The sequence below is a fragment of the Ruegeria marisrubri genome, from assembly GCF_001507595.1.
GTDB lineage: Bacteria > Pseudomonadota > Alphaproteobacteria > Rhodobacterales > Rhodobacteraceae > Ruegeria > Ruegeria marisrubri.
The window spans coordinates 420424-444111 of the sequence record NZ_LQBQ01000012.1 but is presented as its reverse complement, the minus strand read 5'-3'; the positions used below and the strand labels follow the sequence as shown (position 1 = coordinate 444111).

At 63.6% G+C, this 23688-nt stretch carries 24 protein-coding genes; 14 read left to right on the top strand and 10 right to left on the bottom strand.

From position 1 onward, the window contains the following. Positions 1 to 10: 10 nt before the first annotated feature. On the bottom strand, positions 11 to 1141 hold the full coding sequence (gene tgt / locus AVO45_RS09175; protein ID WP_068346711.1) for a tRNA guanosine(34) transglycosylase Tgt: 1131 nt from the start codon (positions 1139 to 1141) through the stop codon (positions 11 to 13). Positions 1142 to 1397: 256 nt separating this feature from the next. On the opposite strand from tgt, the gene AVO45_RS09170 reads away from it, so the two are divergent. The 6 genes from AVO45_RS09170 (at position 1398) to tpiA (ending at position 5927) form a co-directional block, all read left to right on the top strand. Continuing rightward, positions 1398 to 2288 (top strand): SPFH domain-containing protein, encoded by an 891-nt coding sequence (locus AVO45_RS09170; protein ID WP_068346156.1) that lies wholly within the window; start codon positions 1398 to 1400, stop codon positions 2286 to 2288. Continuing rightward, complete coding sequence (locus AVO45_RS09165) at positions 2288 to 2566, top strand: NfeD family protein (RefSeq protein WP_068346154.1); 279 nt, start codon at positions 2288 to 2290, stop codon at positions 2564 to 2566. Before AVO45_RS09170 ends, AVO45_RS09165 begins: the two co-directional genes overlap by 1 nt. A gap of 90 nt (positions 2567 to 2656) precedes the next feature. Continuing rightward, entirely contained in the window at positions 2657 to 4039 is a 1383-nt protein-coding gene (locus AVO45_RS09160) for an adenylate/guanylate cyclase domain-containing protein (protein WP_068346152.1), read from the top strand. 79 nt (positions 4040 to 4118) lie between these two features. Then, positions 4119 to 4481, top strand: a complete 363-nt coding sequence (locus tag AVO45_RS09155) for an SUF system Fe-S cluster assembly protein (RefSeq protein WP_068346151.1) — start codon at positions 4119 to 4121, stop codon at positions 4479 to 4481. A gap of 175 nt (positions 4482 to 4656) precedes the next feature. Next, entirely contained in the window at positions 4657 to 5022 is a 366-nt protein-coding gene (locus AVO45_RS09150) for a HesB/IscA family protein (RefSeq protein WP_068346148.1), read from the top strand. Positions 5023 to 5177: 155 nt separating this feature from the next. Beyond that, positions 5178 to 5927 (top strand): triose-phosphate isomerase, encoded by a 750-nt coding sequence (tpiA, locus tag AVO45_RS09145; RefSeq protein WP_068346145.1) that lies wholly within the window; start codon positions 5178 to 5180, stop codon positions 5925 to 5927. Between the two features lie 87 nt (positions 5928 to 6014). Here the strand turns inward: tpiA and AVO45_RS09140 are convergent, their stop codons facing one another. The 6 genes from AVO45_RS09140 to AVO45_RS09115 form a co-directional block, all read right to left on the bottom strand. After that, positions 6015 to 7391: a TRAP transporter large permease gene (locus tag AVO45_RS09140; RefSeq protein ID WP_068346143.1), complete on the bottom strand. Its 1377-nt coding sequence runs from the start codon at positions 7389 to 7391 to the stop codon at positions 6015 to 6017. Continuing rightward, complete coding sequence (locus AVO45_RS09135) at positions 7391 to 8068, bottom strand: TRAP transporter small permease (RefSeq protein WP_068346141.1); 678 nt, start codon at positions 8066 to 8068, stop codon at positions 7391 to 7393. The genes AVO45_RS09140 and AVO45_RS09135 overlap by 1 nt, the downstream gene beginning before the upstream one ends. Before the next feature lie 116 nt (positions 8069 to 8184). Continuing rightward, positions 8185 to 9186 carry a DctP family TRAP transporter solute-binding subunit gene (locus AVO45_RS09130; protein WP_068346139.1) on the bottom strand — a complete coding sequence of 334 codons (1002 nt, stop codon included), beginning with the start codon at positions 9184 to 9186 and terminating at the stop codon, positions 8185 to 8187. A gap of 362 nt (positions 9187 to 9548) precedes the next feature. Continuing rightward, positions 9549 to 10778 carry a sigma-54-dependent transcriptional regulator gene (locus AVO45_RS09125; protein ID WP_068346137.1) on the bottom strand — a complete coding sequence of 410 codons (1230 nt, stop codon included), beginning with the start codon at positions 10776 to 10778 and terminating at the stop codon, positions 9549 to 9551. Beyond that, positions 10775 to 12508, bottom strand: coding sequence for a sensor histidine kinase (locus AVO45_RS09120; RefSeq protein WP_068346135.1), 1734 nt, complete (start codon positions 12506 to 12508; stop codon positions 10775 to 10777). The genes AVO45_RS09125 and AVO45_RS09120 overlap by 4 nt, the downstream gene beginning before the upstream one ends. 202 nt (positions 12509 to 12710) lie before the next feature. After that, entirely contained in the window at positions 12711 to 13190 is a 480-nt protein-coding gene (locus AVO45_RS09115) for an Lrp/AsnC family transcriptional regulator (RefSeq protein ID WP_068346133.1), read from the bottom strand. Between the two features lie 175 nt (positions 13191 to 13365). Here AVO45_RS09115 and AVO45_RS09110 point away from each other — a divergent pair, with 175 nt between their 5' ends. The 7 genes from AVO45_RS09110 (at position 13366) to infC (ending at position 19649) form a co-directional block, all read left to right on the top strand. Then, on the top strand, positions 13366 to 13680 hold the full coding sequence (locus tag AVO45_RS09110; protein ID WP_068346131.1) for a DUF2849 domain-containing protein: 315 nt from the start codon (positions 13366 to 13368) through the stop codon (positions 13678 to 13680). 65 nt (positions 13681 to 13745) lie between these two features. Further along, positions 13746 to 15410: a nitrite/sulfite reductase gene (locus AVO45_RS09105; RefSeq protein ID WP_068346129.1), complete on the top strand. Its 1665-nt coding sequence runs from the start codon at positions 13746 to 13748 to the stop codon at positions 15408 to 15410. Then, positions 15400 to 16161, top strand: coding sequence for a phosphoadenylyl-sulfate reductase (locus tag AVO45_RS09100; RefSeq protein WP_068346127.1), 762 nt, complete (start codon positions 15400 to 15402; stop codon positions 16159 to 16161). Before AVO45_RS09105 ends, AVO45_RS09100 begins: the two co-directional genes overlap by 11 nt. After that, positions 16158 to 16565: a DUF934 domain-containing protein gene (locus AVO45_RS09095; protein WP_068346125.1), complete on the top strand. Its 408-nt coding sequence runs from the start codon at positions 16158 to 16160 to the stop codon at positions 16563 to 16565. The genes AVO45_RS09100 and AVO45_RS09095 overlap by 4 nt, the downstream gene beginning before the upstream one ends. 88 nt (positions 16566 to 16653) lie before the next feature. Then, positions 16654 to 17487 carry a ferredoxin--NADP reductase gene (locus tag AVO45_RS09090; RefSeq protein ID WP_068346123.1) on the top strand — a complete coding sequence of 278 codons (834 nt, stop codon included), beginning with the start codon at positions 16654 to 16656 and terminating at the stop codon, positions 17485 to 17487. A gap of 104 nt (positions 17488 to 17591) precedes the next feature. Then, positions 17592 to 18986: an alpha/beta fold hydrolase gene (locus AVO45_RS09085; RefSeq protein ID WP_068346121.1), complete on the top strand. Its 1395-nt coding sequence runs from the start codon at positions 17592 to 17594 to the stop codon at positions 18984 to 18986. A 72-nt stretch (positions 18987 to 19058) separates the two neighbouring features. Further along, positions 19059 to 19649 carry a translation initiation factor IF-3 gene (gene infC / locus AVO45_RS09080; protein WP_338055968.1) on the top strand — a complete coding sequence of 197 codons (591 nt, stop codon included), beginning with the start codon at positions 19059 to 19061 and terminating at the stop codon, positions 19647 to 19649. A gap of 72 nt (positions 19650 to 19721) precedes the next feature. Here the strand turns inward: infC and AVO45_RS09075 are convergent, their stop codons facing one another. Then, positions 19722 to 21044 (bottom strand): aspartate aminotransferase family protein, encoded by a 1323-nt coding sequence (locus AVO45_RS09075; RefSeq protein ID WP_068346117.1) that lies wholly within the window; start codon positions 21042 to 21044, stop codon positions 19722 to 19724. Next, complete coding sequence (locus tag AVO45_RS09070) at positions 21041 to 21841, bottom strand: beta-keto acid cleavage family enzyme (protein ID WP_082688728.1); 801 nt, start codon at positions 21839 to 21841, stop codon at positions 21041 to 21043. Before AVO45_RS09070 ends, AVO45_RS09075 begins: the two co-directional genes overlap by 4 nt. 94 nt (positions 21842 to 21935) lie before the next feature. Between AVO45_RS09070 and AVO45_RS09065 the strand changes: the two genes are divergently transcribed. Continuing rightward, on the top strand, positions 21936 to 22835 hold the full coding sequence (locus tag AVO45_RS09065; RefSeq protein WP_068346115.1) for a MurR/RpiR family transcriptional regulator: 900 nt from the start codon (positions 21936 to 21938) through the stop codon (positions 22833 to 22835). Positions 22836 to 22895: 60 nt separating this feature from the next. Here the strand turns inward: AVO45_RS09065 and AVO45_RS09060 are convergent, their stop codons facing one another. Beyond that, positions 22896 to 23687 (bottom strand): FAD binding domain-containing protein, encoded by a 792-nt coding sequence (locus AVO45_RS09060; RefSeq protein ID WP_068346113.1) that lies wholly within the window; start codon positions 23685 to 23687, stop codon positions 22896 to 22898. Between the last annotated feature and the right edge of the window lies 1 nt (position 23688).

The window sequence follows — 23688 nt, the reverse complement described above, 5'->3', positions numbered from 1 at the left end:
CAGCTGACTTTCAAAGAGGTTCGATGTCGCCCTGCGCCCTCTGCGCGTGGAACTCGGCCTGCCATGTCTCGAACGTGCCTGCTGAAATCGCGTCACGCATGCCCTGCATGATCTCCTGAAAGTAATGCAGGTTGTGCCAGGTCAGCAGCATGCCCGAGATCATCTCGTTGGCGCGGAACACGTGGTGCAGGTAGGCCCGGCAATAGTTCGAACAGGCCGGGCAGGTGCAGTGCTCGTCCAGCGGACGCGGGTCGTCGGCGTGGCGGGCGTTCTTGATGTTGACGACGCCGCGGCGGGTAAAGGCCTGCCCGGTGCGGCCCGAGCGCGAGGGCAGCACGCAGTCCATCATGTCGATGCCGCGGGCCACCGCACCCACGATGTCGTCGGGCTTGCCCACCCCCATCAGATAACGCGGCTTGTCCACCGGCAGCATGTCAGGCGCGAAATCGAGCACGCCGAACATCGCCTCCTGCCCCTCGCCCACCGCAAGGCCGCCGACGGCGTAGCCATCGAAACCGATCTGCTTCAGCGCCTCGGCGCTTTCCTCGCGGAAGTCACGCTCGAGCCCGCCCTGCTGGATGCCGAACAGCGCATGGCCGGGGCGGTCACCAAAGGCATCGCGCGAGCGGGCCGCCCAACGCATCGAAAGGCGCATCGAGGTCGCGATCCGGTCGCGGTCGGCGGGCAGCGCGGGGCATTCGTCGAAGCACATGACGATGTCCGAGCCCAAGAGCCGCTGGATCTCCATCGAGCGTTCCGGGGTCAGTTCGTGTTTCGAGCCGTCGATATGGGATTTGAAGGTCACGCCCTTTTCGGTGAGCTTGCGCAGGCTTGCCAGCGACATGACCTGAAACCCGCCCGAGTCGGTCAGGATCGGTCGGTGCCAGTTCATGAACTTGTGCAGGCCGCCCAGGCGGTGGATCCGTTCGGCCGTGGGGCGCAGCATCAGGTGATAGGTGTTGCCCAGCAGGATGTCGGCCCCGGTCGCGCGCACGCTTTCGGGCATCATCGCCTTGACCGTTCCGGCGGTGCCCACTGGCATGAAGGCGGGGGTGCGCACCTCTCCGCGCGGGGTGTTGATCACGCCCGTCCGGGCCTTGCCGTCGGTTGCCTTCAACTCGAATGAGAAACGCTGGGTCATGTCATCGCCTCGGATCGCTGAACCGGGCAGGCTTTGCCCGATCGGCGCGCGCAATGCAACCCGTCAGGCGGTTTGCGCCGCCCTCGTTCCGGCGCAACCGGCCGGTATCATGGCAACAAGGGCACAAGCACGTTCTTGTGTGGTTTCTCATTGCTCTGCATACTTGCCTCGCCACCCGTTCACGCCTTACCGGTATTGAAAGACAGGGGCTCAACCCCGAAATGTATACAACAGCACACAATTGACAGGGACGGATATGACCGAAGATCAGGTAATCGGATTGCTCACACAAAACGTCATTTATCTACTCGGCGCGATTTTCATCGTCATCGTGATCTTCAAGGGCGTGAAGATCGTTCCGCAGTCGGAAAAATACGTGGTGGAACGGTTCGGACGCCTGCATTCCGTGCTGGGACCCGGCATCAACTTCATCGTTCCGTTTCTGGACGTTGCGCGTCACAAGATCTCGGTGCTCGAGCGCCAGCTGCCCAATGCCACGCAGGACGCGATCACCAAGGACAACGTGCTGGTGCAGGTCGAAACCTCGGTTTTCTACCGCATCCTCGAGCCGGAAAAGACGGTCTACCGGATCCGTGACGTGGACGCGGCCATCGCGACCACGGTCGCCGGCATCGTGCGCGCCGAGATCGGCAAGATGGACCTGGACGAGGTGCAGTCGAACCGCGCCCAGTTGATCATGCGCATCAAGGAAAGCGTCGAGGACGCGGTGGACAACTGGGGGATCGAGGTCACCCGCGCCGAAATCCTGGACGTGAACCTGGATGCGGCGACCCGCGAGGCGATGCTGCAGCAGCTGAATGCCGAGCGTGCCCGCCGCGCGCAGGTGACCGAGGCCGAGGGCAGCAAGCGGGCCGTCGAGTTGCAGGCCGATGCCGAACTGTATGCCGCCGAGCAATCCGCCAAGGCCCGCCGCATCCAGGCCGACGCCGAGGCCTATGCCACCGAGGTCGTCGCCAAGGCGATCCGCGAGAACGGCATCGAGGCGGCGCAGTACCAGGTGGCGCTGAAGCAGGTCGAGGCGCTGAACGCGCTGGGCAACGGTGACGGCAAGCAGACCATCGTCCTGCCGGCGAATGCCATCGAGGCCTTCGGAGACGCCTTCAAGATGCTGAAAGGAGGCAAGTGATGGCCGATCCCTTCTGGACGATCTGGTGGGTCTGGATGGCCGGGGCTCTGGTTCTGGCCATTCTCGAGGTGCTCTTGCCCGGTTTCATCTTTCTGGGCTTTGCCGTGGGCGCGGCGATCACCGGGCTGTTGCTGCTGCTTCCGGACTTTTCGGTGCATCTGGCGGTGCTGTTGCTGATCTTTGCCGCGCTGTCCCTGATCGCGTGGCTGGTGCTGCGGCGGGTCTTTGCCCTGCCCCACGGACAGGTCAAGACGTTCGATCACGACATCAACGAGTGATCGAAGCGACAGGCGGCGCCAGATAGCTGCACCGTTTGGGCGCCGCGCGTGCTACAGTGCAGGCTCACCTTCGGCCTCTGGAGGCGCGCCATGCCAACGCTGCACTCATTCCCGGACGACTTCTCCTTTTCCTGCGAGGACGGGGAAACCCTGCTGGAGGCCGCCCGGCGCGCCGGATTGCCGCTGACCCATGTCTGCGGCGGCAAGGCGAAATGTTCCACCTGCCGGGTCTGGATACTGGACGGGTTGGAAAACTGCCCCGAGCGCACCGGCAAAGAGGCGGATCTGGCCGAACAACTGGGCCTTGACCCGCATGTGCGGCTGTCGTGCCAGTTGCGGCCGACCGGCTATCTGAAATTCCGCCGGCTGGTTCTGGACGAAACCGACATCCTGCTGACCAGCCAGCTGGACGGCGGACGCAACCGCAAGGCGGGCGAACTGAAGCAGGTTGCGATCTTCTTTTCCGACATCAAGGGCTTTACCGGCATCTCGGAAAACCTGCTGCCCTATGACGTGCTGCACCTGCTGAACCGCTATTTCGCGCAGATGGGCGAGATCATCGAGGCCAATGACGGTTTCGTGGACAAGTTCGTCGGGGACGGGATGATGGCGATCTTCGGCATCGACAACCCCGAGGCCGCACCCCTGCGGGCGGTGAACGCCGCCTTGCAATGCCAGGCGGCGATCGACCGGATGAAACCGTTTTTCAAGAGCATGTACGACATCGATTTCGAGGTGCGAATCGGGCTGCACTGGGGCGAGGCGGTGATCGGCTCGGTCGGCTCGATCGGCAGCGAGAGGCTGACCGCCATCGGCGACGTGGTGAACGTCGCCAGCCGCGTCGAAGCCGCCAACAAGGAGGCCGGGACGCGCTTTCTGGTCTCCGAGTCGCTGTACGAACAGGTGCGGGATGATGTGGAGATGTCGGATTTCGTGCGCATCCGCCTGCCCGGCACCTCGCAGCGCACGACGCTCTACGAGATTTCGGGGCTGACGCCGCAGGCCTCGGCCGCGCTGAACGCCGCCGCGGACCGCGAGACCATGCGGTTTGCCGGGCGCGATTGGTCGCGCCTGATCGCGGTCGATGCGCTGGACGATGGCGAGGTCAGGGTGTTCGACCTGCCCAGCCTCGATCTGGTTCTTGTCCGGCATGGCGACACGTTCCACGCCTTCAACAACGCCTGCCCGCATGTCCATCTGCCCCTGTTCAACCGGCAGCAGAACCTGGACTGCCCCGAGAAACTGCGCCCCGACGAGAGCGAGGCCAACGCCAACGAGGTGGTCTGCCGCTGGCACCGCAGCCGGTTCGACCTGGATACCGGAGAGGTGGTCTCGTGGTGCGAGTTGTTGAACGAGGACGGCACGTCCGAGGGCATGGAGCACTTGGGCGACATCTCGAAGAACCAGAACCCGTTGCAGGTGTTCCCGACGCGGGTTGATGGTGGCCATGTCTGGGTTGCAATCGGGGAATGACGTCGCGCCCTCTGGACCCCGGAACACGATTTCCCTATATAATCGCTCAGGTAACTGAACCAAGGACCTCGAGGACCTGATGACCCACGCGACCGAACCGCTTGAAGGGGCGCCGCTGATTGCGCCGTCCACCGTTGACCACCCGCTTTACGATGCGGTGGTCGAAGCCTGCCGGACGGTCTATGACCCTGAAATCCCGGTCAACATCTTCGAACTGGGCCTGATCTATACCATCGACATCAACGCCGAGAATGACGTCAAGGTGATCATGACCCTGACCGCGCCGGGCTGCCCGGTGGCCGGGGACATGCCCGGATGGGTCATGGACGCGATCGAGCCTGTTCCGGGCGTCAAGAGCGTCGATGTCGAACTGACCTGGGAGCCGCCCTGGGGCATGGAGATGATGTCGGACGAGGCGCGGCTGGAGCTGGGTTTCATGTAGGAATCCAAAGGTTCCTCCGCCGGAGACACCGCAGAGTTACGAAATTGGCGCGCCGGGATTGCCGGGGCGCGTGCGCCACCCGCGCCCGGACGTGGTTCCTTCGGGCTGAACCACCCCTTGAGCCCGGCCTGCCGGCGACTTAGATTAAGTCCAACGCGCGAAAACGGAGAACCCCATGTTCGGCATTCCCGGCAAACAGGCCGTGACCATGACCCCGAGGGCCGCAGCCCAGATCAGCCGCCTGATGGAAAAGGGCGGTCACGCCGGTCTGCGCATCGGCGTCAAGAAGGGTGGCTGCGCGGGCATGGAATACACGATGGAATATGTCGATCAGCCCGACCCGAATGATGAGGTGGTCGAGCAGGACGGCGCCCGCGTGATGATCGCGCCGATGGCGCAGATGTTCCTGTTCGGCACCGAGATCGACTATGAGGTGTCGCTGCTGGAATCGGGTTTCAAGTTCAAGAACCCGAACGTGGTCGATGCCTGCGGCTGCGGCGAGTCGATCAAGTTCGACGAGAGCCTGCCCTCGCAGAGCTGACCATTCCCGCCTGATCTGAAACGAACCGGGGCGCGGCGAATGTGTCCTCGCTCCGGCCTCGGTCGGGCGATGCATCGGCAAGCGGAATTGTCAGTCACCGCATCGGGTGCTATCCGGGAACCCAGCCATCAAGAACGAGACAAGGGGACAGGCGGATGCGGCGCAAGCTGGCGGCAGGCAACTGGAAGATGAATGGAACCGGCACGGCCTTGCCGGAACTGGAAGCACTGGCGCATGGCCACCCTGCCCCCTCCGTGGACATTCTGATCTGCCCCCCTGCAACCCTGCTGCACCGCGCCGCGCAGACCGTGGCCGGATCGGCGATTTCTGTCGGGGGCCAGGACTGCCACGCCGAGGTCTCGGGCGCGCATACCGGCGACATCAGCGCCGGGATGCTGAAGGATGCCGGCGCCAGCGCCGTCATTCTTGGCCATTCCGAGCGGCGCGAAAGTTATGCCGAGAGCAATGGAACCGTATGCGCCAAGGCCCGCGCAGCGATGCGGGCCGGACTGGTCGCCGTGATCTGCGTCGGCGAAAGCCTTGCGCAGCGCGAGGCGGGCGAAACGCTGGATATCATCGGCGGGCAGTTGGCCGGGTCGATCCCGGACGAGTCCACCGGGGAAAATCTGGTGGTCGCCTATGAACCGATCTGGGCCATCGGCACCGGAAAGGTGCCGACGCTGGAACAGATCGCAGAGGTGCATGACTTCATGCGCGGCCAACTGGAGCGCCGGTTCGGCGCGGAAGTGGGCGGGTCTGTGCGGCTGCTCTATGGCGGTTCGGTCAAGCCGGGCAACGCGGCCGAGATCTTTGGCGTGCCCAATGTCGATGGGGCGCTGGTGGGAGGCGCCAGCTTGAAAGCGGCCGATTTCTCTCCGATCATCGAGGCGCTGGAGAGCGCCTGAACCCTTTCCCGCCGCAGCGGTTCGCCCCTCCAAGAACGAAAAAGCCGGGCCAATTGGCCCGGCTTTCGGTTTTTTCCGTCACCCGGTCTACTTGGTGATGATCTCGGGCCCCATGAAGGTATTCGGCAGGAACGTCGAGAGCCACGGGATGTAGGTCACCATGATCAGGAAGACGAAGAGCACGGCGAGGAAGGGCAAAGCCGCCCGCACCACGCTCATCATCGGCATGCCGGCGACACCCGAGGTCACGAAGAGGTTGAGCCCCACCGGTGGCGTGATCATGCCGATCTCCATGTTCACCACCATGATGATGCCCAGGTGAATCGGGTCGATCCCCAGTTCGATGGCGATCGGGAAGACCAGCGGCGCGACGATGACCAGCAGGCCCGAGGGCTCCATGAACTGCCCGCCGATCAGCAGGATCACGTTCACCACGATCAGGAACGTGACCGGCCCCAGCCCCGCCGAGAGCATTGCGCCGGCGATGTGCTGCGGCACCTGCTCGTCAGTCAGAACGTGCTTGAGGATCAGCGCGTTGGCGATGACGAACAGCAGCGTCACCGTCAGCTTGCCGGCCTCGAACAGCGTGTGCTTGGTGTCGGCGTGGAAGAACGCGGTGATCAGCGCGTGGGGTTTTCTGAACAGCGACAGGTTCTTGGCGTCGCCTTCGGTGCTGAGCGGCCCCATGTCCTTGTAGACGAAGCTGGCGATGAAGAAGGCATAGACGGCCGCCACCGCAGCAGCCTCGGTCGGGGTGAAGATGCCGCCGTAGATGCCGCCCAGGATGATGACGATCAGGAACAGCCCCCAGGCCGCCTCGCGCGCCGATTCAAAGATCTCGCCCCAGCCCAGCCAGTCGCCCTTGGGCAGGTTCTTGACCTTGGCCATGACATAGATCGTGACCATCAGCATCAGGCCGGCCAGTAAGCCCGGAATGACGCCCGCCATGAACATCCGACCCACCGAGACCTCGACGGCGGCGGCATAGACGACCATCACGATCGAGGGCGGAATCAGGATGCCCAGCGTGCCCGCGTTGCAGATGACGCCGGCGGCGAATTCCTTGGAATAGCCGACCTGGCGCATCCCGGCGATCACGATCGAGCCGATGGCCACCACCGTTGCCGGGCTGGACCCCGACAGGGCCGCAAACAGCATACAGGCGAACACGCCCGCGATTGCCAGACCGCCCGGCAGGTGCCCGACGCAGGCGATGGAGAAGCGGATGATCCGCCGCGCCACCCCGCCGGTCGTCATGAAGGACGACGCAAGGATGAAGAACGGGATCGCCAGCAGGGTGAAATGCCCCTCGAAGGCTTCGAACAGGGTGGCCGCGACCGAGGCCAGCGAGCTGTCGGAATAGACCAGCAGGAAAATGGTCGAGCTGAGGCCGAGCGCCACCGCGATCGGCACGCCGATCATCAGCAGGCCGATGACCATGGCAAAGAGAAAGACAACGTCCATCAGTCATTCTCCCCCTGCTTGGAGCGCACCTCTTCGAGTTCGTCCTCGACCTCGTGGCTGGCCACCATGCGGTCGGCTTCGCCGCGCCAGATTTGCAACCCGACCTGCACAAAGCGGACCACCAGCAGCAGCATCGAAACCGGCAGCACCAGGTAAGGCACCACTTTCGGCAGCTTCTCGTAGGCTTCGCCGTAGTTGATCAGATCCTCGAGAAAGCGCAGCGGCGCCACCATCGGGATGTCGTCCACCTCGTAGAAGCTCTGGCTGCGTGCCGAGAAATCGAACCCGGTCGGGAACCAGCGGCCCGAGGTCGGCGGCAGGTCGGCAAAGACCGCCCAGTAGTCATAGGCCCCCTTGAGCATCAGCAGCGAGAAGATCAGGCAGAACCCGACGGAAACCAGCGCCATGATCCGGCGCGGCCCCGGAGCCAGCATGTTCAGGATGGCATCGACACCGAGATGGGCGTGTTTCTTGACCGCGTAGGATGCCCCCAGCAGCACCAGCCAGCCAAAGGTGAATACGGTCAGTTCCAGCGCCCAGAGGATGTTGGAATTGAAGACGAACCGGGCGATCACGTTGGCAAAGGTCACGACGGTCATCAGACCGAGCAGCGCCGCGATCAGGGTTTCTTCGATATGGTCGACCAGCCCGGTCGGGCCGGATTTCGCACCAGACATCTCGTTGCCCCCATGTTTTTCGTGAGTTTTGAAGCGGCGGGCCGTTTTTCAGGCCCGCCTTTGGCCGCGCGTCCACAACTCCCCAGTCCCCGGACGCGGCGGCCTTGAACAGGCCGTCAGAAGCCTGCGTTGATGGCTTGTGCCGCGTCGATCTTGTCCTGACCGACGTCACCGGCGAACTTCTCCCAGACCGGTTTCATCGCGTCGACCCAGGCCTGGCGCTGTTCCGGCGTCAGCTGGCGGATGGTGCCGCCGGCGTCGATGATCGCCTGTTTGGCCTGCTCGTTGACGGCAAACGCCTCTTTGTTGCGCTGCTCGGTCACCTCGGCGAGGATGGTCAGGAACTGCTCACGCACGTCCGGTTCCAGGCTGTCCAGCCAGTCCACCGAGGTCACGACCAGATAGTCGATGATGCCGTGGTTGGTTTCGGTGATGCCGTCCTGCACCTCGAAGAACTTCTTGCCGTAGATGTTCGACCAGGTGTTCTCCTGCCCGTCGACAACGCCCTGCTGCAGCGCGCCGTAGACTTCCGAGAAGGCCATCTTCTGCGGGCTGCCGCCGATGGCTTCCATCTGGGCCACCAGAACGTCCGAGGACTGCACGCGGAACTTCAGGCCGTTTGCGTCGCTGGGCTCGATCAGCGGCTTGTTGGCCGACATCTGCTTCATACCGTTATGCCAGAAGGCCAGCCCCTGCAGACCGCGGCGCTGCATGCTGTCCTTCATCTCCTGACCCGCCTCGGAGGCCTGGAAGGCATCCACCGCGTCGATGTTCTTGAACATGAACGGCAGGTCGAACAGGCGGAACTGCTTGGTGAACTTCTCGAATTTCGACAGCGAGGGCGCGGCCAGTTGCACGTCGCCCTGCAGCATCGCCTCGAGCACCTTGTCGTCATTGTAGAGCGTGGAGTTCGGATAGACCTCCATGCACATCTTGCCGTCCATTTCCTCGTTCACGCGCTTTTCCAGCAGCGAGGCGGCGATCCCCTTGGGGTGCTTGTCGGTGTTGGTCACATGCGCGAACTTGACGACGATCTCGCCCTCGTCGCAGGCGGCGAAACCGGCGGTCGCGGTCACGCTCAGGGCCAGGGCGGTGGCGGCTGTTGTCAGGAATTTCATCTCTCATTTCCTCCCGAGATTCTGAATCTTCTCTGCTGGACGCACGGATGGCGTCGCATTGCCGGAAGTGAAGCGAATCGGGCGGCACCGCTCAACGTTTTGTCGGACGCAACGTCATGAACGGCGATATTCGTTTATTTTCAGATCTTTACGAGGACACCCAAATGTTGAGTTTCAGTGCCAACTTTTGGGTTGTGCGATTTTCCGCACATCCAGACAGGCACCTGTGCGAAATTTCGCACAGCTTCCGAATCAGGCGCAAGAATCAATGGCATGACCGCAGCCCGCCCCGGCGGGCTGCCCGGCCCAACGCCTTTGACTGCATCTTCGATGCTGGCAAAGGGGGCGGGAGCACCCCGGTGTCAGCGACGGTAGTCCTCGGGGCGGATACCGTATCGGGCCAGCTTGTCGTAGAACGTCTTGCGCGGCAGTTTCAGCGCCTTGGCGGCCTCGGACGCCTTGCCGTTGTGCCGCCCCAGTGCCGCGATCAGCAGCGAGCGTTCCACCCGCGCCATCTGTTCGGCCAGCCCCAGCCCCGATGCCTCGGCCACTTCTTCGGGCATGCCCAGAACAAAGCGCATCGCCGCCGACATCAGCGACCGCGCGTTGCCCGGCCAGTCCTGCGCCATCAGCGCCGCAAGGTGGTCCGGAGTCACTTCGGGCGCGGGAATACCCGCCTGTTCAGCCGCCTGCGCGACATAGTGGCGGAAGATGACGGGAATGTCCTCGGGCCGCTCGGCCAGAGAAGGGATACGCACCCGCATCACGTCAAGGCGATAGAACAGGTCCGCATTGAACTGCCCTCTTGCGACCAGGTCGGACAGATCGGCGGTGGTGCCCGCGATGATGCGCAGCCCGGCCCCCTGCTCGATCAGTTCCAGCGCGGCGTATTGCGTGCCCTCGGGCATGGCCGAGACCTCGTCCAGGAACAGCGACCCGCCAGCCGCATCCGAACACAGGCGAGAAAACTCCGTAGCCGCCAGACCGGAGGCCGGGCGCTTGACAAAGGGGCCCTGGCTGGCCGGCGACATCAGGTGGATCACCTCGGCCACTTTCGAGATGCCGCTGCCCGGCGGGCCGGTGACCAGCACCTCGGCCCCGGTGGGCGCCACGCTGCGCACCCGTTCGCGCAGCGCCTCGGCCTGGGGCGACAGGCCAAAGAGCAACCGCGCAGCCGGGTCGCCGCGTTCCAACTCGCGTTTCATGGCGCGGTGCTCCAGCACCTGCGCCCTCGCCTGAAACGCTTTTTCCAGTACTGCCAGCAGATCGGCGGCGGCGCAGGGTTTTTCGAGAAAATCGAAGGCGCCCTGCCCCATCGCCTGAACCGCCATCGGAATGTCACCCTCGCCGGTCAGCAGGATCACCGGCAGTTCAGGGTCGATGCCCTGTGCATAGGACAGCAGGTGAAACCCGTCCCGGCCCGGCATACGGATGTCCGAGAGGATCACACCGGGAAAGTCCGGCCGGATGTGATCCTTGGCGGCCACGAAGGACCCGGCTGTTACCGGCTCGTAATCGGCCAGTTCCAGGGTCTGCCCCAGCGCCTCGCGCACGGCCGCATCGTCGTCCACCAACAGCACCTTGCGGATCATGCGGCCTCATCCTCGCGCCAGGGGTCGAGTTCGACCGTGAATTCCGCTCCCTCCGGTGTGTTCGCGCCCCGGATGTCGCCGCCGAAACTCTGCACCATCCCGTAAGAGATCGACAGGCCCAGCCCCATGCCCTCGGAACTTCCAACCGCCTTGGTCGTATAGAATGGCTCGAATATCTTCTCCGGATCCTTTATGCCGGGACCGGTATCGCGCACCGAAACCGCCAGACGCGGCCCGGTTCGCAGCGAAATCTGGATACGTTTGCCTTCCTGATCGGCCATCGCATCGGCCGCGTTGTTGATCAGGTTGACAAAGACCTGCACCAGCCGAACCTCTCCACCCCATGCGAAAACAGGCTCGTTCGGTGGCTGCCAGTCCAAATCCACCCCATCGGCGCGCAGGCGCGCTTCGGTCAGTTCCACGGCTGCATTCAGAACCTGCACCAGATCGACCTTGCCCATCGGTTCGCTCTCGTTGCGGGCAAAGGCGCGCAGGTTCTTGATGATGCGGGCCATGCGGGCCGCCATGTCCGAGATCCGGCCTAGGTTCTCTGCCGCCTTTTCGGAATTGCCACGCGCGAGGAACGCTGCACCATTGTCAGCAAACTGCCGGATCGCCATCAGCGGCTGGTTCAACTCGTGGCTGATGCCGGCCGACATCTGCCCCAGCGCGCTGAGCTTGCCCGCCTGCACCAGATCCGCCTGCGCCCGCTTGAGCGCAGCCTCTGCTTCCTGTCGCTCGGACACTTCGCGACGCAGCGCCGCATTTGCGGCAGTAAGGGCGCGGGTACGCTGCTGCACCCTGGTTTCCAGCACGGCATTCGCCTCGGCCAGGGTGCGGCGCCTCTCGGTCGCCAGGTAAAGCATTGCGCCAAACGCCAGGCAGATCGCCGCCACGGCGGCCGCCTGCAGCGAAGCCAAGCGACGGGCCGGGGCCACGTCCATCAGAACCTCGCCGGTCATGCCGATCACCGGCAGATCGCGGATCAGGTGGAGGGCACGTTCGGGCAGATATGGCCCCCAACCCAACCGCCAGACCTCGTGAGGCCCGACCCAGTCGGCGCTGAACACCGGCGGTTCTGCATTCGGCGGGATCAGCCCCGGTTCCCCCTCGGGCCGAGTCCAAAACAGCAGTTCGGAACGGTTCGAGATGAACACCCTTCCCTGCCGGTCGGTAAAGAACACGGCCTCGGTGCTGCCGCGCCAAGTCTGTTCCACGTCCTCTACATCGGCAATCACCATCAAGGCTCCGCGTACCCGCCCGTTTTCGTCAAAGGCCGGAGCGGCATAGGAATAGGTGCGCTGACCTTGGGGGCGAAGAATGCCATGTTCGCTACCCAAAGCGCCCTGCATCGCGCGCCGGAAGGCGGCGCTGCCGGTGGCCTCCGGTCCGATCACACCACGGGCCGCCGCCAGAACCCGCCCGTTTTCATCGGCGAACAGCACGTCCATTGCCGAAGTCTTGTCGGCCACTTCCAGCAACAGGGCCGCCGCGGCGGCTTGCCGGTCGGGGTCGTCGAGATCACGGAGATAAGGGTGCTCGGCCATCAGTACCGCCAGTTCCTGATAGACCTGAAGCTGGGTGCTGAGACGGTCTGAAGCCAATTCCAGATCCGCCTCAGCCTTCTCGCTCAATTGCGTTAGCGCCTGGCGGTAGCCGTAGGACCAGACCGACGCCGACAGGAGTCCGACGGCGAGAAGAAAACCGGATATGACCAATACGCGATGCATCACATAGGGTCTTGCATTAGCGAGCGTTCATGGCAAGCCCGCGCTCCACTGTGAAGCAGCATCCGAAAAATCGCGCGTGCCGCGCGATGCCTCCGGCGGGGATATTTTGGGCCAGATGAAGAAGGGGCTCGGTCTTCATCTGGCTACAAATATCCCGGGGGAGTCGCCGCAGGCGACGGGGGCAGCGCCCCCACCCTGCCTCTCAGTTCTCGGCCAGGGCGTCGAGCGGCAGCATGGTGGTCGATTTTATCTCTTCCATCGACAGCAGGGCCGTGACGTTATACACCCGCACTTCCGAAATCAGAGCCTGGTAAAACGCGTCATAGGCGCGTGCGTTCTTGACCCGGACCTTGAGGATATAATCGATGTCTCCGGCCAGTCGGTGCGCCTCCTGCACCTCGGGCCGGTCGCGCAATGCCTTCAAGAAGTGCTTTTGCCATTCGGCTTCGTGTTCCGAGGTGCGGATGAGGACAAAGAACGTAGCTTCGAACCCTAACGCCTCGGCATCCAGTAGGACCGTCTGCTGCCCGATAATACCTGCGCCCTTCAGCTTGCGGATTCGATTCCAAACCGGCGTCTTTGAACTGCCCACACGCGCGGCGATTTCATCGAGTGACTGGCTGGCGTCGCGTTGAAGCTCAACCAGAATTTTCCGATCCGTCTCGTCTATCCGCACTGACATTCCTGATTTTCCTTTCCACCGAAACCCACGTTCCTCGATCTTTCGAAATCGGAACGTTTGTTCTTATTTCGCAAGCCATATGGCATCAATACGGGAATATTTCCTATATTGCAGGTCAAGTCAAACACGGGGCAGAGGCACGCGACCCGCCCGATTTCAAGATGGAGCTCGCCTGATGGCACGCGCTTTTACACCGAAAGTCGTTACCGCCAACGACCTGCTGGACGGAGATGTGATCTATCTGACCGCCGATGACCGCTGGACGCGGGATCTGTCGGAAGCGGAACTGATCACCGACGAGGCCCATGCTCAGCTGCGGCTGCTCGAGGCCGAGCGGCAGGCAAACAAGGTCGTGGGGGCCTACTTGGCAGATGCCGTCGCCGGTGAAAACGGCCCCGAGCCCACCCATTTCCGGGAAGATTTCCGCCGGACTGGCCCGTCCAACTATGCCCACGGCAAACAGGAATCTTCCCCGCAGCCCCGGGCCTGATCACGGCCCCCTTCTCTCCCCTCAAAAGGCCCCGGGTCCGGGGCTGCAACAAGGACAGCCAGACCATGTATCGCTACTCCGAGTTCGACAAAGCATTCCTGGCCGAGCGCAACGCCCAGTTCCGCGCGCAGGTCGAGCGCCGCATCGACGGATCGCTGACCGAGGACGAATTCAAGCCCCTGCGCCTGATGAACGGCCTGTATCTGCAACTGCACGCCTACATGCTGCGGGTGGCCATCCCCTATGGCACGCTCAACAGCGCCCAGATGCGGCAGCTGGCCCTGCTGGCCGAGACGTGGGACAAGGGATACGGCCATTTCACCACGCGTCAGAACATCCAGTACAACTGGCCCAAGCTGCGCGACGTGCCCGACATGCTGGACGCGCTGGCCGAGGTCGGCCTGCATGCGATTCAGACCAGCGGCAACACCATCCGCAACGTGACCGCCGACCATTTCGCCGGCGCCGCCGCGGATGAAATTGCCGACCCGCGGCCCTATGCCGAGCTGCTGCGCCAGTGGTCCACCGACCACCCGGAGTTCCAGTTCATGCCGCGCAAGTTCAAGATCGCCATCACCGGGTCCGAGCATGACCGCGCCGTGATCAAGGCCCACGATATCGGCCTGCAACTGGTCGAGCGCGACGGCGCTCTGGGGGCTCGCGTTCTGGTGGGCGGCGGTCTGGGCCGGACGCCGATGATCGGCAAGGAACTGTCCGATTTCGTCGCCTTCGACGACCTGCTGGCCTATCTGGAAGCCACCGTTTCGGTCTGGAACCAGATCGGCCGCCGGGACAACAAGTACAAGGCGCGCATCAAGATCACCGTGCACGAGCACGGCATCGACGCCATCCGCGCCAAGGTCAACGAACGTTTCCTGAAGATCCGCCCGCAATTCAAGGGCGCCGACATGGCTCTGCTGGACGAGATCAAGGCGCATTTCGCCCTGCCCGCCTTCCGTGAAGGCTCGGTCGCGGAGTTCGAGAGCACTTACACCAACGATCCGGTGTTCCGCTCGTGGATCGACACCAACATCGCGCCGCACAAGCAGGCGGATCACGCGATCGTCACCATCTCGCTGAAAAAGCACGGGGCAACGCCGGGTGACGCGACCGCCGAGCAGATGCGCGTGATGGCCGATCTGGCCGAGCAATACGCCTATGACGAGCTGCGCATCAGCCACGAGCAGAACGTGATCCTGCCGCATGTCCATAAATCGGACCTGCCCGCGATCCACGCCAAGCTGAAGGAACACGGCCTGGCCACCGCGAATATCGGCCTGATCAGCGACATCATCGCCTGCCCCGGCATGGACTACTGCGCGCTGGCAACGGCCCGCTCGATCCCGGTGGCGCAGCAGATCGCGACCCGGTTCGACGAGCTGAAGCTGGAACACGACATCGGCCACCTGAAGATCAAAATCTCGGGCTGCATCAACGCCTGCGGGCATCACCACGTGGGTCACATCGGCATCCTGGGCCTGGATCGCGCGGGCGTCGAGAACTACCAGATCACGCTGGGCGGAGACGCCACCGAAACGGCCGCCATCGGCGACCGCACCGGTCCGGGCTTTGCCTATGACGAGATCGTGCCCGCCATCGAGCGGATCATCGAGACCTATCTGGACCAGCGCGAAAGCCCCGAGGAGACCTTCCTGCAGACCTATCGCCGTGTCGGCATGGCGCCGTTCAAGGCGGCCCTGTACCCCGAGGCGCGCGCCAATGCCGCTTGACGAAATCCAGACCGAGCTGGGCAAGGAGCGCCAGGCGCTGACCGAGAAGGTCGAGGCGCTCAACGCCCGCTACCGGCATCACAGCGCCCATGACGTGATGCACGGGGCGCTGGAACATGCCGGCAAGATCGCTCTGGTTTCCAGCTTTGGCGCCGAGTCGGTGGTGTTGCTGCACATGGCGGCGGTGATCGACAAGAACACCCCGGTGCTGTTCGTGGACACCCAGATGCTGTTCACCGAGACGCTGATCTATCAGCAGGAGGTGAGCGAGCGCCTCGGGCTGAAGAACGTGCGGGTCATCCGCGCCGACGCGCAAGAGGTTGAGCGGGACGACCCCTATGGCGCGCTGCGCCTGCGCGACATGGACGCCTGCTGCACCCTGCGCAAGACGATCCCGTTGCAGCGGGCGCTGGCGGGCTATGACGGCTGGATCACCGGGCGCAAGCGGTTCCAGTCGGGCACCCGCGCGACGCTCGAGTTCTTCGAGGTCGAGGACGGCACCGGCCGGATCAAGGTCAACCCTCTGGCCCACTGGGCGCCTCAGGACGTGCGCGCCTATATGGAAGAAAACCGCCTGCCCCGGCATCCGCTGGTGGCCAAGGGATACCCTTCGATCGGCTGTGCGCCCTGCACCTCGCCAGTGAAGGACGGCGAAGACCCCCGCGCCGGGCGCTGGCGCGATCAGGACAAGGAAGAATGCGGCATCCATTTCGTGAACGGCAAGATGGTGCGCAGCGGAGAGAAAACATGAACGTAATCGTGACCGACCAAGGCTTTGCGCCCGACGACTGGACCGACGGCTTTGTCTCGCTGGACGATGCCGCCAATGACGTGGTGGCGCTGGACGTGACGTCAGATACCGACCCCGATGACCTGGCCGAGCGGCTGGGCGGGGTGAAAATGGTGCGGGTGGATTTCCCCTCTTTCGCCGATGGCCGGGGGTTTACCATCGCCCGCACCCTGCGCCTGAAAGGCTACAAGGGCCGCCTGCGCGCCAAGGGGCATGTGCTGGCCGACCAATACGCCATGGCGCGCCGCAGCGGCTTCGACGAGGTCGAGATCGACCATGCCCTTGCTGCCCGCCAGCCCGAGGATCAGTGGCTGGCCCGCGCCAACTGGCAGGACCACGACTATCAGGCCCGCCTGCGCGGGTGACGCAACGAACGGGGCAATCTGCCCCCTTTTCCTGACATGGATCAAAGCTTAAACGGAGATGCCGGTTTAGCAGACCGGCAGTGAAACGATGACAGAGATGAAATCCGTGACCGAAGCAACCGCCGTGAAGGCCCCTACCCTGCCTGACGCTCAGACCGTCACCGAAGTGAAGCATTGGACCGACAGTCTGTTCTCGTTCAAGGTGACGCGCCCGCAATCTCTGCGGTTCCGCTCGGGCGAGTTCGTGATGATCGGCCTGCTGGGCGACAACGGCAAGCCGCTGCTGCGCGCCTATTCCATCGCCTCGCCGGCCTGGGATGACGAGCTGGAATTCTACTCGATCAAGGTGCCGAACGGGCCGCTGACCTCGAAGCTGCAGCACATCAAGCCGGGCGATCAGATCATCCTGCGCCCCAAGCCGGTCGGAACGCTGGTGCATGACGCGCTTTTGCCCGGCAAACGCATCTGGTTTTTTGCCACCGGCACCGGGTTTGCGCCGTTTGCCTCGCTGCTGCGCGAGCCGCAGACCTACGAGGACTACGACGAGGTCATCATCACCCACACCTGCCGCGAGGTGGCCGATCTGGAATACGGCCGCCAACTGATCGAGAAGATCAAGCAGGACGAGTTGCTGGAAGAGCTGATCGGCGAAGGTTTTGCCGACAAGATCCGCTATTACCCGACGACCACCCGCGAAGAGAGCCCCAGGATGGGCCGGATCACCGACCTGCTGAAAGACGGCACCGTGTTCAAGGATCTGGGTATCGAGGGCGGGATCAAGCCGGAAACCGATCGCGCCATGGTCTGCGGCAGCCTAGCCTTCAACCATGACATCAAGGCCATTCTCGAAGAGTTCGGCCTGCGCGAAGGCGCCAATTCCGAGCCCAAGGAATTCGTGATCGAAAAAGCCTTCGTCGGCTAGATCGGAACCTACCCCATTGTTTTCGCCTCCGGAACAATCCTTCGTTCCGGGGGCTTTTTGTTGTAAAGTAATGGCGGATATCGGGGAGAAGTCTGGAGGGCAGCATGCAACGTCGGCTGACCACTGTTCTGATTGCCGATACAGCTGGGTATAGCCGCCTTGTCGAAGCGGACGAGGACGGAATTCTGGGGCGGCAGCGCGCGCACCTGCGCGAACTGGTATACCCGACAATCGAAAAGAACCGTGGCAGGGTCGTCAAGTCGACCGGCGACGGCATGCTGGTGGAATATCCCAGCGTTCGCGAGGCGGTTCGCTGTGCCATCGACGTGCAGCTCAAGATGCTGAGACGCGAGGGGAACCAGCCCGACGGCAACCGGATTCAATACCGGGTCGGGGTCAACATAGGCGACGTCGTCGAAGAAGATGGCGACCTGTTCGGGGATGGCGTCAATGTCGCAGCCCGTCTGGAACAGCTGGCGGAACCCGGCGGTATCTGCGTCTCGGACGCCGTGCATCAACTGGTCTCGAACCAGATTCCCGAAACCTTTACCGATCTTGGCTCGCATTCGGTCAAGAACATCTCGCGCCGCGTCCGCGCCTGGCAATGGACACCGGAAACCCGCGACCGCTTTGCCGGCGCCGAAGAGATCATGCGGATGCAGAAGGTCGAATTCTGCATGGCCCAGGACGGCGTTCAGCTGGCCTATGCGGCGGTCGGAGACGGCCCTGCCCTGTTCAAGATGCCCAACTGGCTGAACCACCTGGAATATGATTGGGCGAGCCCGATCTGGGGTCCGCTTCTGCACGACCTGGCGACGTATTACAGGCTTGTTCGGTTCGATCAGCGCGGCACCGGGCTGTCGGACTGGGCGGTGGACGACATCTCCAACGAGGCGATGCTGTCGGATGTCGAAAAGGTCGTCGATGCGGCGGGGCTTGACCGTTTCTCGATTCTCGCCGCATCGCAAGGCTGCGCGATCGCGATCCGTTACGCGGTGAAGCATCCCGAGCGGGTCCATTGCATCGTCATGTGCGGCGGGTTCGTGCGCGGGCCGCTGATGCGGGATATGCCAGATCAGGAAGAGTTGCACAGCGCCACGACGCAAATCATCCGGGCGGGCTGGGGCTCGGTCATTCCCGCCTTTCGGCATATGTTCACCGAGATCTTCCTGCCCGATGGCAGCCCGACCCAGAAAAGCAGTTTCGACGAGCTTCAGCGGGTCGCGTCTTCGGCGGAAAACGCGGCGCGCATCAACGAAATGAACGGCAGCTGCGATGTCTCGGACCTGGCAAAACAGATCACGGTTCCCGTTCTGGTGACCCATTCCGAGGGCGACAAGCGCGTGCCCCTCGAGGAAGGCCGGCGCATGGCGGCGCTGATTCCGGGGGCAGAGTTCGTGACCCTGCCCGGCAACAACCACATGCTGCTGCCGGGCACGCCGGCCTATGACCAGTTCCGCCGTCTGCTGCGCGACTTTGTTGCCGCACATGCGGGTTGAGGCCGCAAATCTTCCCGAAAACCTTTGCCTTCGCGCTTGTTGCGGCTTGAAACGCCGTGCGCCCCGGTCTAAATTCCGGGCTCGAAATTCTGCAATAATCAAAGGAATGAACCCATAGCTCGCAGACCTCACAACGCGCCGCCGCAACGCGACACCGGCCCGCGCGTCAATGACAAGATCCGTGCCCCCGAAATCCGTCTGATCGGCGCCGATGGCGAAAATGTCGGGGTGGTTCATCCCGCCAAAGCCCTGCAAATGGCCCAAGATGCCGGCCTCGATCTGGTCGAGATCTCGCCCAATGCCAAGCCACCGGTCTGCAAGATCATGGACTATGGCAAATACAAGTACGAACAGCAGAAGCGCGAGAGCGAGGCACGCAAGAAACAGAAGATCATCGAGGTGAAGGAGGTCAAGTTCCGGCCGAATACCGACACCCATGACTACGACGTGAAGATGAGGAACGTCGTGAAGTTTCTGGAAAACGGCGACAAGGTGAAGGTCACCCTGCGCTTCCGCGGCCGCGAGATGGCGCACCAGAATCTGGGGCGCGAGCTGCTGGAACGTGTGGCCGAGGACGTCAAGGAGATCGGCAAGATCGAGAACATGCCGAAGATGGAAGGCCGCCAGATGGTCATGATGATCGGACCGCTGCCGCAGAAGTAACGGCGGAAGGCAATGAAAAAATGGCCCTGTCAGAGATGCTCTGGCGGGGCCTTTTTCTTTTGGGGTTTGAGGCTATCGCGGCAGCGACGCGGAAATCGCCCGCGACAGTTTCTCGGCCAGTTCGCCGATCTGCGCGTCCTCGATGATGAAGGGCGGCGCCAGCAGGATGTGGTCGCCGTTCCTGCCATCCCGCGTGCCGGACATCGGGTAACAGATCAGCCCTTCGGCCACGGCAGCCTTCTTGATCTTGCCGGCCAGCCCCAACGCCGGATCAAAGGGGGCCTTGCTGTCTCGGTCGGCCACCAGCTCGATCCCGCGGAACAGCCCGCGCCCCCGGATGTCGCCCACGTTCGGGTGCTGCCCAAACGCGCTTTCCAGCGCCGCGTTCAGCTTGTCCCCCATGACACCGGCACGAGCCGGCAGATCGCGGCCGGTCAATTCACGCACCACGGCCAGCGCCGCCGCCGTGGCCACCGGGTGGCCGATATAGGTGTGGCCGTGCTGGAAAAAGCCCGAGCCGTTGCTGATCGCGTCATAGATCGCGCCCGAGCACAGCATGGCGCCGATCGGCTGATAGCCCGCGCCCAGCCCCTTGGCGATGCACAGGATGTCCGGAGCGACCCCGTCGTGGTCACAGGCGAACAGGTGGCCGGTGCGCCCCATGCCGCACATCACCTCGTCGAGGATCAGCAGAACGCCATATTGGTCGCAGATCTCGCGGATGCGCTTGAAATAGCCCTCGACCGCCGGGACTGCGCCCAGCGTCGCGCCCACGACCGGCTCGGCCATGAAGGCCATGACGGTTTCGGGGCCGAGGCGCAGGATCTCGGCCTCAAGCTCGTTGGCGACGCGCTGGCCGTAGTCGAAACTGTTCTCGCCCTCGGGTTTCTCGGCATACTCATAGCACGGGGCGATGTGGCTCATCTCGATCAAGAGCGGCGCGAACTGCGCACGCCGCCATTCGTTGCCCCCAGCCGACAGGGCGCCCAGCGTGTTGCCGTGATAGCTCTGCCTGCGGGCGATCACGCGGCGGCGCTCGGGCTGCCCCATCTCAAGGAAATACTGGCGCGCCAGCTTGATCGCCGCCTCGGTCGCCTCGGATCCGCCCGACACGAAATAGACCCGGTCCAAGTCGCCCGGTGCATGTTCGATCAGCAGATCGGCCAGCGCCTCGGCCGGTTCGGAGGTCATGAAGCCGGTATGGGCAAAGGCGATCTTCTCGACCTGCTCCTGCACTGCCTTGATGACGGCCGGGTTGGAATGGCCCAGGCAGGACACGGCGGCATCGCCACAATCGAGATAGCGTTTGCCCTCGGCGTCGATCAGATAGCAACCGTCACCGCCCGCAACCGTCGGCAGAACGGATTTTGTGTGGCGGGGAAAGACATGGCTCATTTCCGGGTCCTTTCGAGCGCATTGACCAGCGCCGCAACCGATGCGGCATTGTCGGCCCAGGGGATGCCATCGGCATCGGTCAGGCCATTTTCGAACCCCACCCGCAGATCGCCGCCACGCGCGGCGGCGGCCAGCAGGCAGGCATGTTCCTGCGGGCCGAAGGCGCAGACCATCCAGGGCTTGCTTGCGGGCATGAACTGTTCCAGATCACCGGGACGGGACACCTGCCCCGAGCCATAGCGGCCCAGAACGAACAACCGCTCGTCCTGTTCCGGCCGCACGATCCCCTCTGCCCGCCATCGGGCCAGCAGAGTCGCGTCATCGGCATCATAGAGGATATGCTGCACCCGGGTGCACTGCGCGAAGCACACACCGTAAACGCGGTCGGCCAGCTCCGGCGAGCGGGCAATCTCGCGCACCGAGATCGAGGCCCAGCCCGGCCGGACCGCCTCCAGACAGTCAAGCTGGGCCTGCACATCATAGATCCCGGCGGCCTCGGTCGTGATCTGAACTTCCATCCGGGGCACAGCGTGCCGCAATTCACCCAACACCTCGCGATATCGCCCCGCGTCAAGCGTGTGCCGGCCTTCGGCGTCCCTCACATGCAGGTGCAGCCCCTGCGCGCCAGCCGCAAGACATGCCTGCGCGGTGGCGACGATCGCATCGGTATCCACTGGTAGCGTCGGGTGGTCCTGGCGCCCGCGCCTCGCGCCATTGGGCGCCACGAGTATGTAGGGTCGGCGCACCGCCCCACCCGCGTCTTGGTCCGGACTGAAAGAAGCAAAGATCTGGTTCATCGCGCACCTTGAAAGGCTTTTTCAGGTTTATGGATGCGCCCATCCACATTCGTTTTCAATTGTCAAAGTTCGTAACATATGTTTTTATCATGCCATGCCTCCGACACGCGCCCAGATCACAGCCCGCCTGAGGGCGGGAATTGACGAGTTGCCGCCTCAACTGCAAGCAGTGGCAAAACACATCATCGATCACCCCGGCGACTTCGGCATTGATCCGATCCGCGTCACCGCTGCGCGCATCGGGGTCAGCACCAATGCGATCGTCCGGCTTGCCGAACGGATGGGGTTCGACGGGTTCGAGGCATTCCGGGAACCCTTCCGCGCGGCTCTCGTCACCGAGAGTGAGGATCGGCTGGGCACCGACTGGCTGGATCGGATGGCGAAGGGCGACACCTTTGCGCGGGCACAATCCGCGCTGGCGCGCAACGAGATCAACCTGGTCTCCCGGTCATTGAGACTGGTCGGCCCCGAAAAGTTGCAGGCCGCCGTCACCCACATCACGCAGGCCAGGCGGTGCTTTGTCACGGCCACGCGCGCCAGCTACGCCCTGGCGTATTATTTCCACTATGTCGGGCGCATGGCATTGCCGGGATTGCAGCTGGTGCCACGACACATGGGATCGGCGCTGGACGATCTTCTGGACGCCGACCAAGGCGATTGCCTGCTGGCCATAACCTTCACGCCCTATTCGGCGGAAACCATCAGATCCCTCCGCTTCGCCCGCGAACGCGGCACGCGCATCGTCCTGCTGTCGGACAGCGAAGTGATCGCGCCCGGGATCGAGCCCAGCGTCACTCTGCCGGTCAGCATCCAGTCGCAGCACCATTTCGGCTGTTTCGCGGGCGCGATGGTGGTGCTCGATTGCCTGCTGGGCCACCTTGTCGCCGCCGGTGGCCCCGAGGCCCGCCAGCGCATCGCCGACTACGAGGCCATGCGCGAGGATACCGCCGCCTACTGGAAGGGTCCGCGCCCGCCGCGAATCCGGTCGAAGTGAACCGACAAGAAATAGACCCCCGCCGTTCAACGGGGGCCCTGTTCAGCGAAGAAACCCGGATCAGCCTGCCGCTGCAACCGCCCGGCGCGTCATGACACCGACGAGATGGGCGCGATACTCCTTGCTGCCATGCAGATCGCCGATCATGCCAGACGGATCGACCTTCAGGTCCTTGACCGCGTCAGGCCGGAAATCCGCGCTCAGCGCCTGCTCGGCCTCGGTCCAGCGGAACACGCCATCTTCCGAGGCCCCCGTCACCGCGACACGCACCCCATCGGCAAACCTGGCGACGAATACCCCGACAAGGGCAAAGCGCGATGCCGGCTGCAGGAACTTCTGGTAATTCGCCGCCTGCGGCACCGGGAACCGGACCGAGGTGATGATCTCGCCATCCGCCAGAGCCGTGGTGAACATGCCCTGAAAGAAATCGTCGGCCGCGATATCCCGAGAATTCGTGCGGATCGTGGCACCCGAGGCCAGCACGGCCGCAGGATAGCAGGCCGACGGATCGTTGTTGGCCAGCGAGCCACCGATCGTGCCGCGATTGCGCACCGCCGGATCGCCGATATGACTGGCCAGATCGGCAAGCGCCGGATACTTGTCCGCCGCCTCGCGCGCCACGGTGGCATGGGTCGTGCCACCACCGATGGCCAGTGCTCCGTCATCTTCGACACACACGCCTTTCAACTCGGCGATGCCGCTCAGGCTGACCAGCTTGGCCGGTGCCGCCAGCCGCTGTTTCAGCGTCGGGATCAGGGTTTGCCCGCCACCCAACGCCTGCGCCTCTTCCGCACCGAGTGCGGCAACCGCTTCCGCGATCGTCGAGGGCTTTTCAAACTCGAAACTGTACATT

Bases quoted from the DNA above. Each gene is read 5' to 3' on its own strand.
- AVO45_RS09125 (WP_068346137.1), bottom strand. From the start codon at position 10,778: ATGATCCGCAAGGTGCTGTTGGTGGACGACGATGCGGCCGTGCGCGAG.
- AVO45_RS09090 (WP_068346123.1), top strand. From the start codon at position 16,654: ATGACAGAGATGAAATCCGTGACCGAAGCAACCGCCGTGAAGGCCCCT.
- AVO45_RS09160 (WP_068346152.1), top strand. From the start codon at position 2,657: ATGCCAACGCTGCACTCATTCCCGGACGACTTCTCCTTTTCCTGCGAG.
- AVO45_RS09165 (WP_068346154.1), top strand. From the start codon at position 2,288: ATGGCCGATCCCTTCTGGACGATCTGGTGGGTCTGGATGGCCGGGGCT.
- AVO45_RS09065 (WP_068346115.1), top strand. From the start codon at position 21,936: ATGCCTCCGACACGCGCCCAGATCACAGCCCGCCTGAGGGCGGGAATT.
- AVO45_RS09075 (WP_068346117.1), bottom strand. From the start codon at position 21,044: ATGAGCCATGTCTTTCCCCGCCACACAAAATCCGTTCTGCCGACGGTT.
- tgt (WP_068346711.1), bottom strand. From the start codon at position 1,141: ATGACCCAGCGTTTCTCATTCGAGTTGAAGGCAACCGACGGCAAGGCC.
- AVO45_RS09120 (WP_068346135.1), bottom strand. From the start codon at position 12,508: ATGCATCGCGTATTGGTCATATCCGGTTTTCTTCTCGCCGTCGGACTC.
- tpiA (WP_068346145.1), top strand. From the start codon at position 5,178: ATGCGGCGCAAGCTGGCGGCAGGCAACTGGAAGATGAATGGAACCGGC.
- AVO45_RS09105 (WP_068346129.1), top strand. From the start codon at position 13,746: ATGTATCGCTACTCCGAGTTCGACAAAGCATTCCTGGCCGAGCGCAAC.
- AVO45_RS09150 (WP_068346148.1), top strand. From the start codon at position 4,657: ATGTTCGGCATTCCCGGCAAACAGGCCGTGACCATGACCCCGAGGGCC.
- AVO45_RS09170 (WP_068346156.1), top strand. From the start codon at position 1,398: ATGACCGAAGATCAGGTAATCGGATTGCTCACACAAAACGTCATTTAT.
- AVO45_RS09110 (WP_068346131.1), top strand. From the start codon at position 13,366: ATGGCACGCGCTTTTACACCGAAAGTCGTTACCGCCAACGACCTGCTG.
- AVO45_RS09085 (WP_068346121.1), top strand. From the start codon at position 17,592: ATGCAACGTCGGCTGACCACTGTTCTGATTGCCGATACAGCTGGGTAT.
- AVO45_RS09135 (WP_068346141.1), bottom strand. From the start codon at position 8,068: ATGTCTGGTGCGAAATCCGGCCCGACCGGGCTGGTCGACCATATCGAA.
- AVO45_RS09060 (WP_068346113.1), bottom strand. From the start codon at position 23,687: ATGTACAGTTTCGAGTTTGAAAAGCCCTCGACGATCGCGGAAGCGGTT.
- AVO45_RS09095 (WP_068346125.1), top strand. From the start codon at position 16,158: ATGAACGTAATCGTGACCGACCAAGGCTTTGCGCCCGACGACTGGACC.
- AVO45_RS09130 (WP_068346139.1), bottom strand. From the start codon at position 9,186: ATGAAATTCCTGACAACAGCCGCCACCGCCCTGGCCCTGAGCGTGACC.
- AVO45_RS09140 (WP_068346143.1), bottom strand. From the start codon at position 7,391: ATGGACGTTGTCTTTCTCTTTGCCATGGTCATCGGCCTGCTGATGATC.
- AVO45_RS09115 (WP_068346133.1), bottom strand. From the start codon at position 13,190: ATGTCAGTGCGGATAGACGAGACGGATCGGAAAATTCTGGTTGAGCTT.
- AVO45_RS09155 (WP_068346151.1), top strand. From the start codon at position 4,119: ATGACCCACGCGACCGAACCGCTTGAAGGGGCGCCGCTGATTGCGCCG.
- AVO45_RS09100 (WP_068346127.1), top strand. From the start codon at position 15,400: ATGCCGCTTGACGAAATCCAGACCGAGCTGGGCAAGGAGCGCCAGGCG.
- AVO45_RS09070 (WP_082688728.1), bottom strand. From the start codon at position 21,841: ATGAACCAGATCTTTGCTTCTTTCAGTCCGGACCAAGACGCGGGTGGG.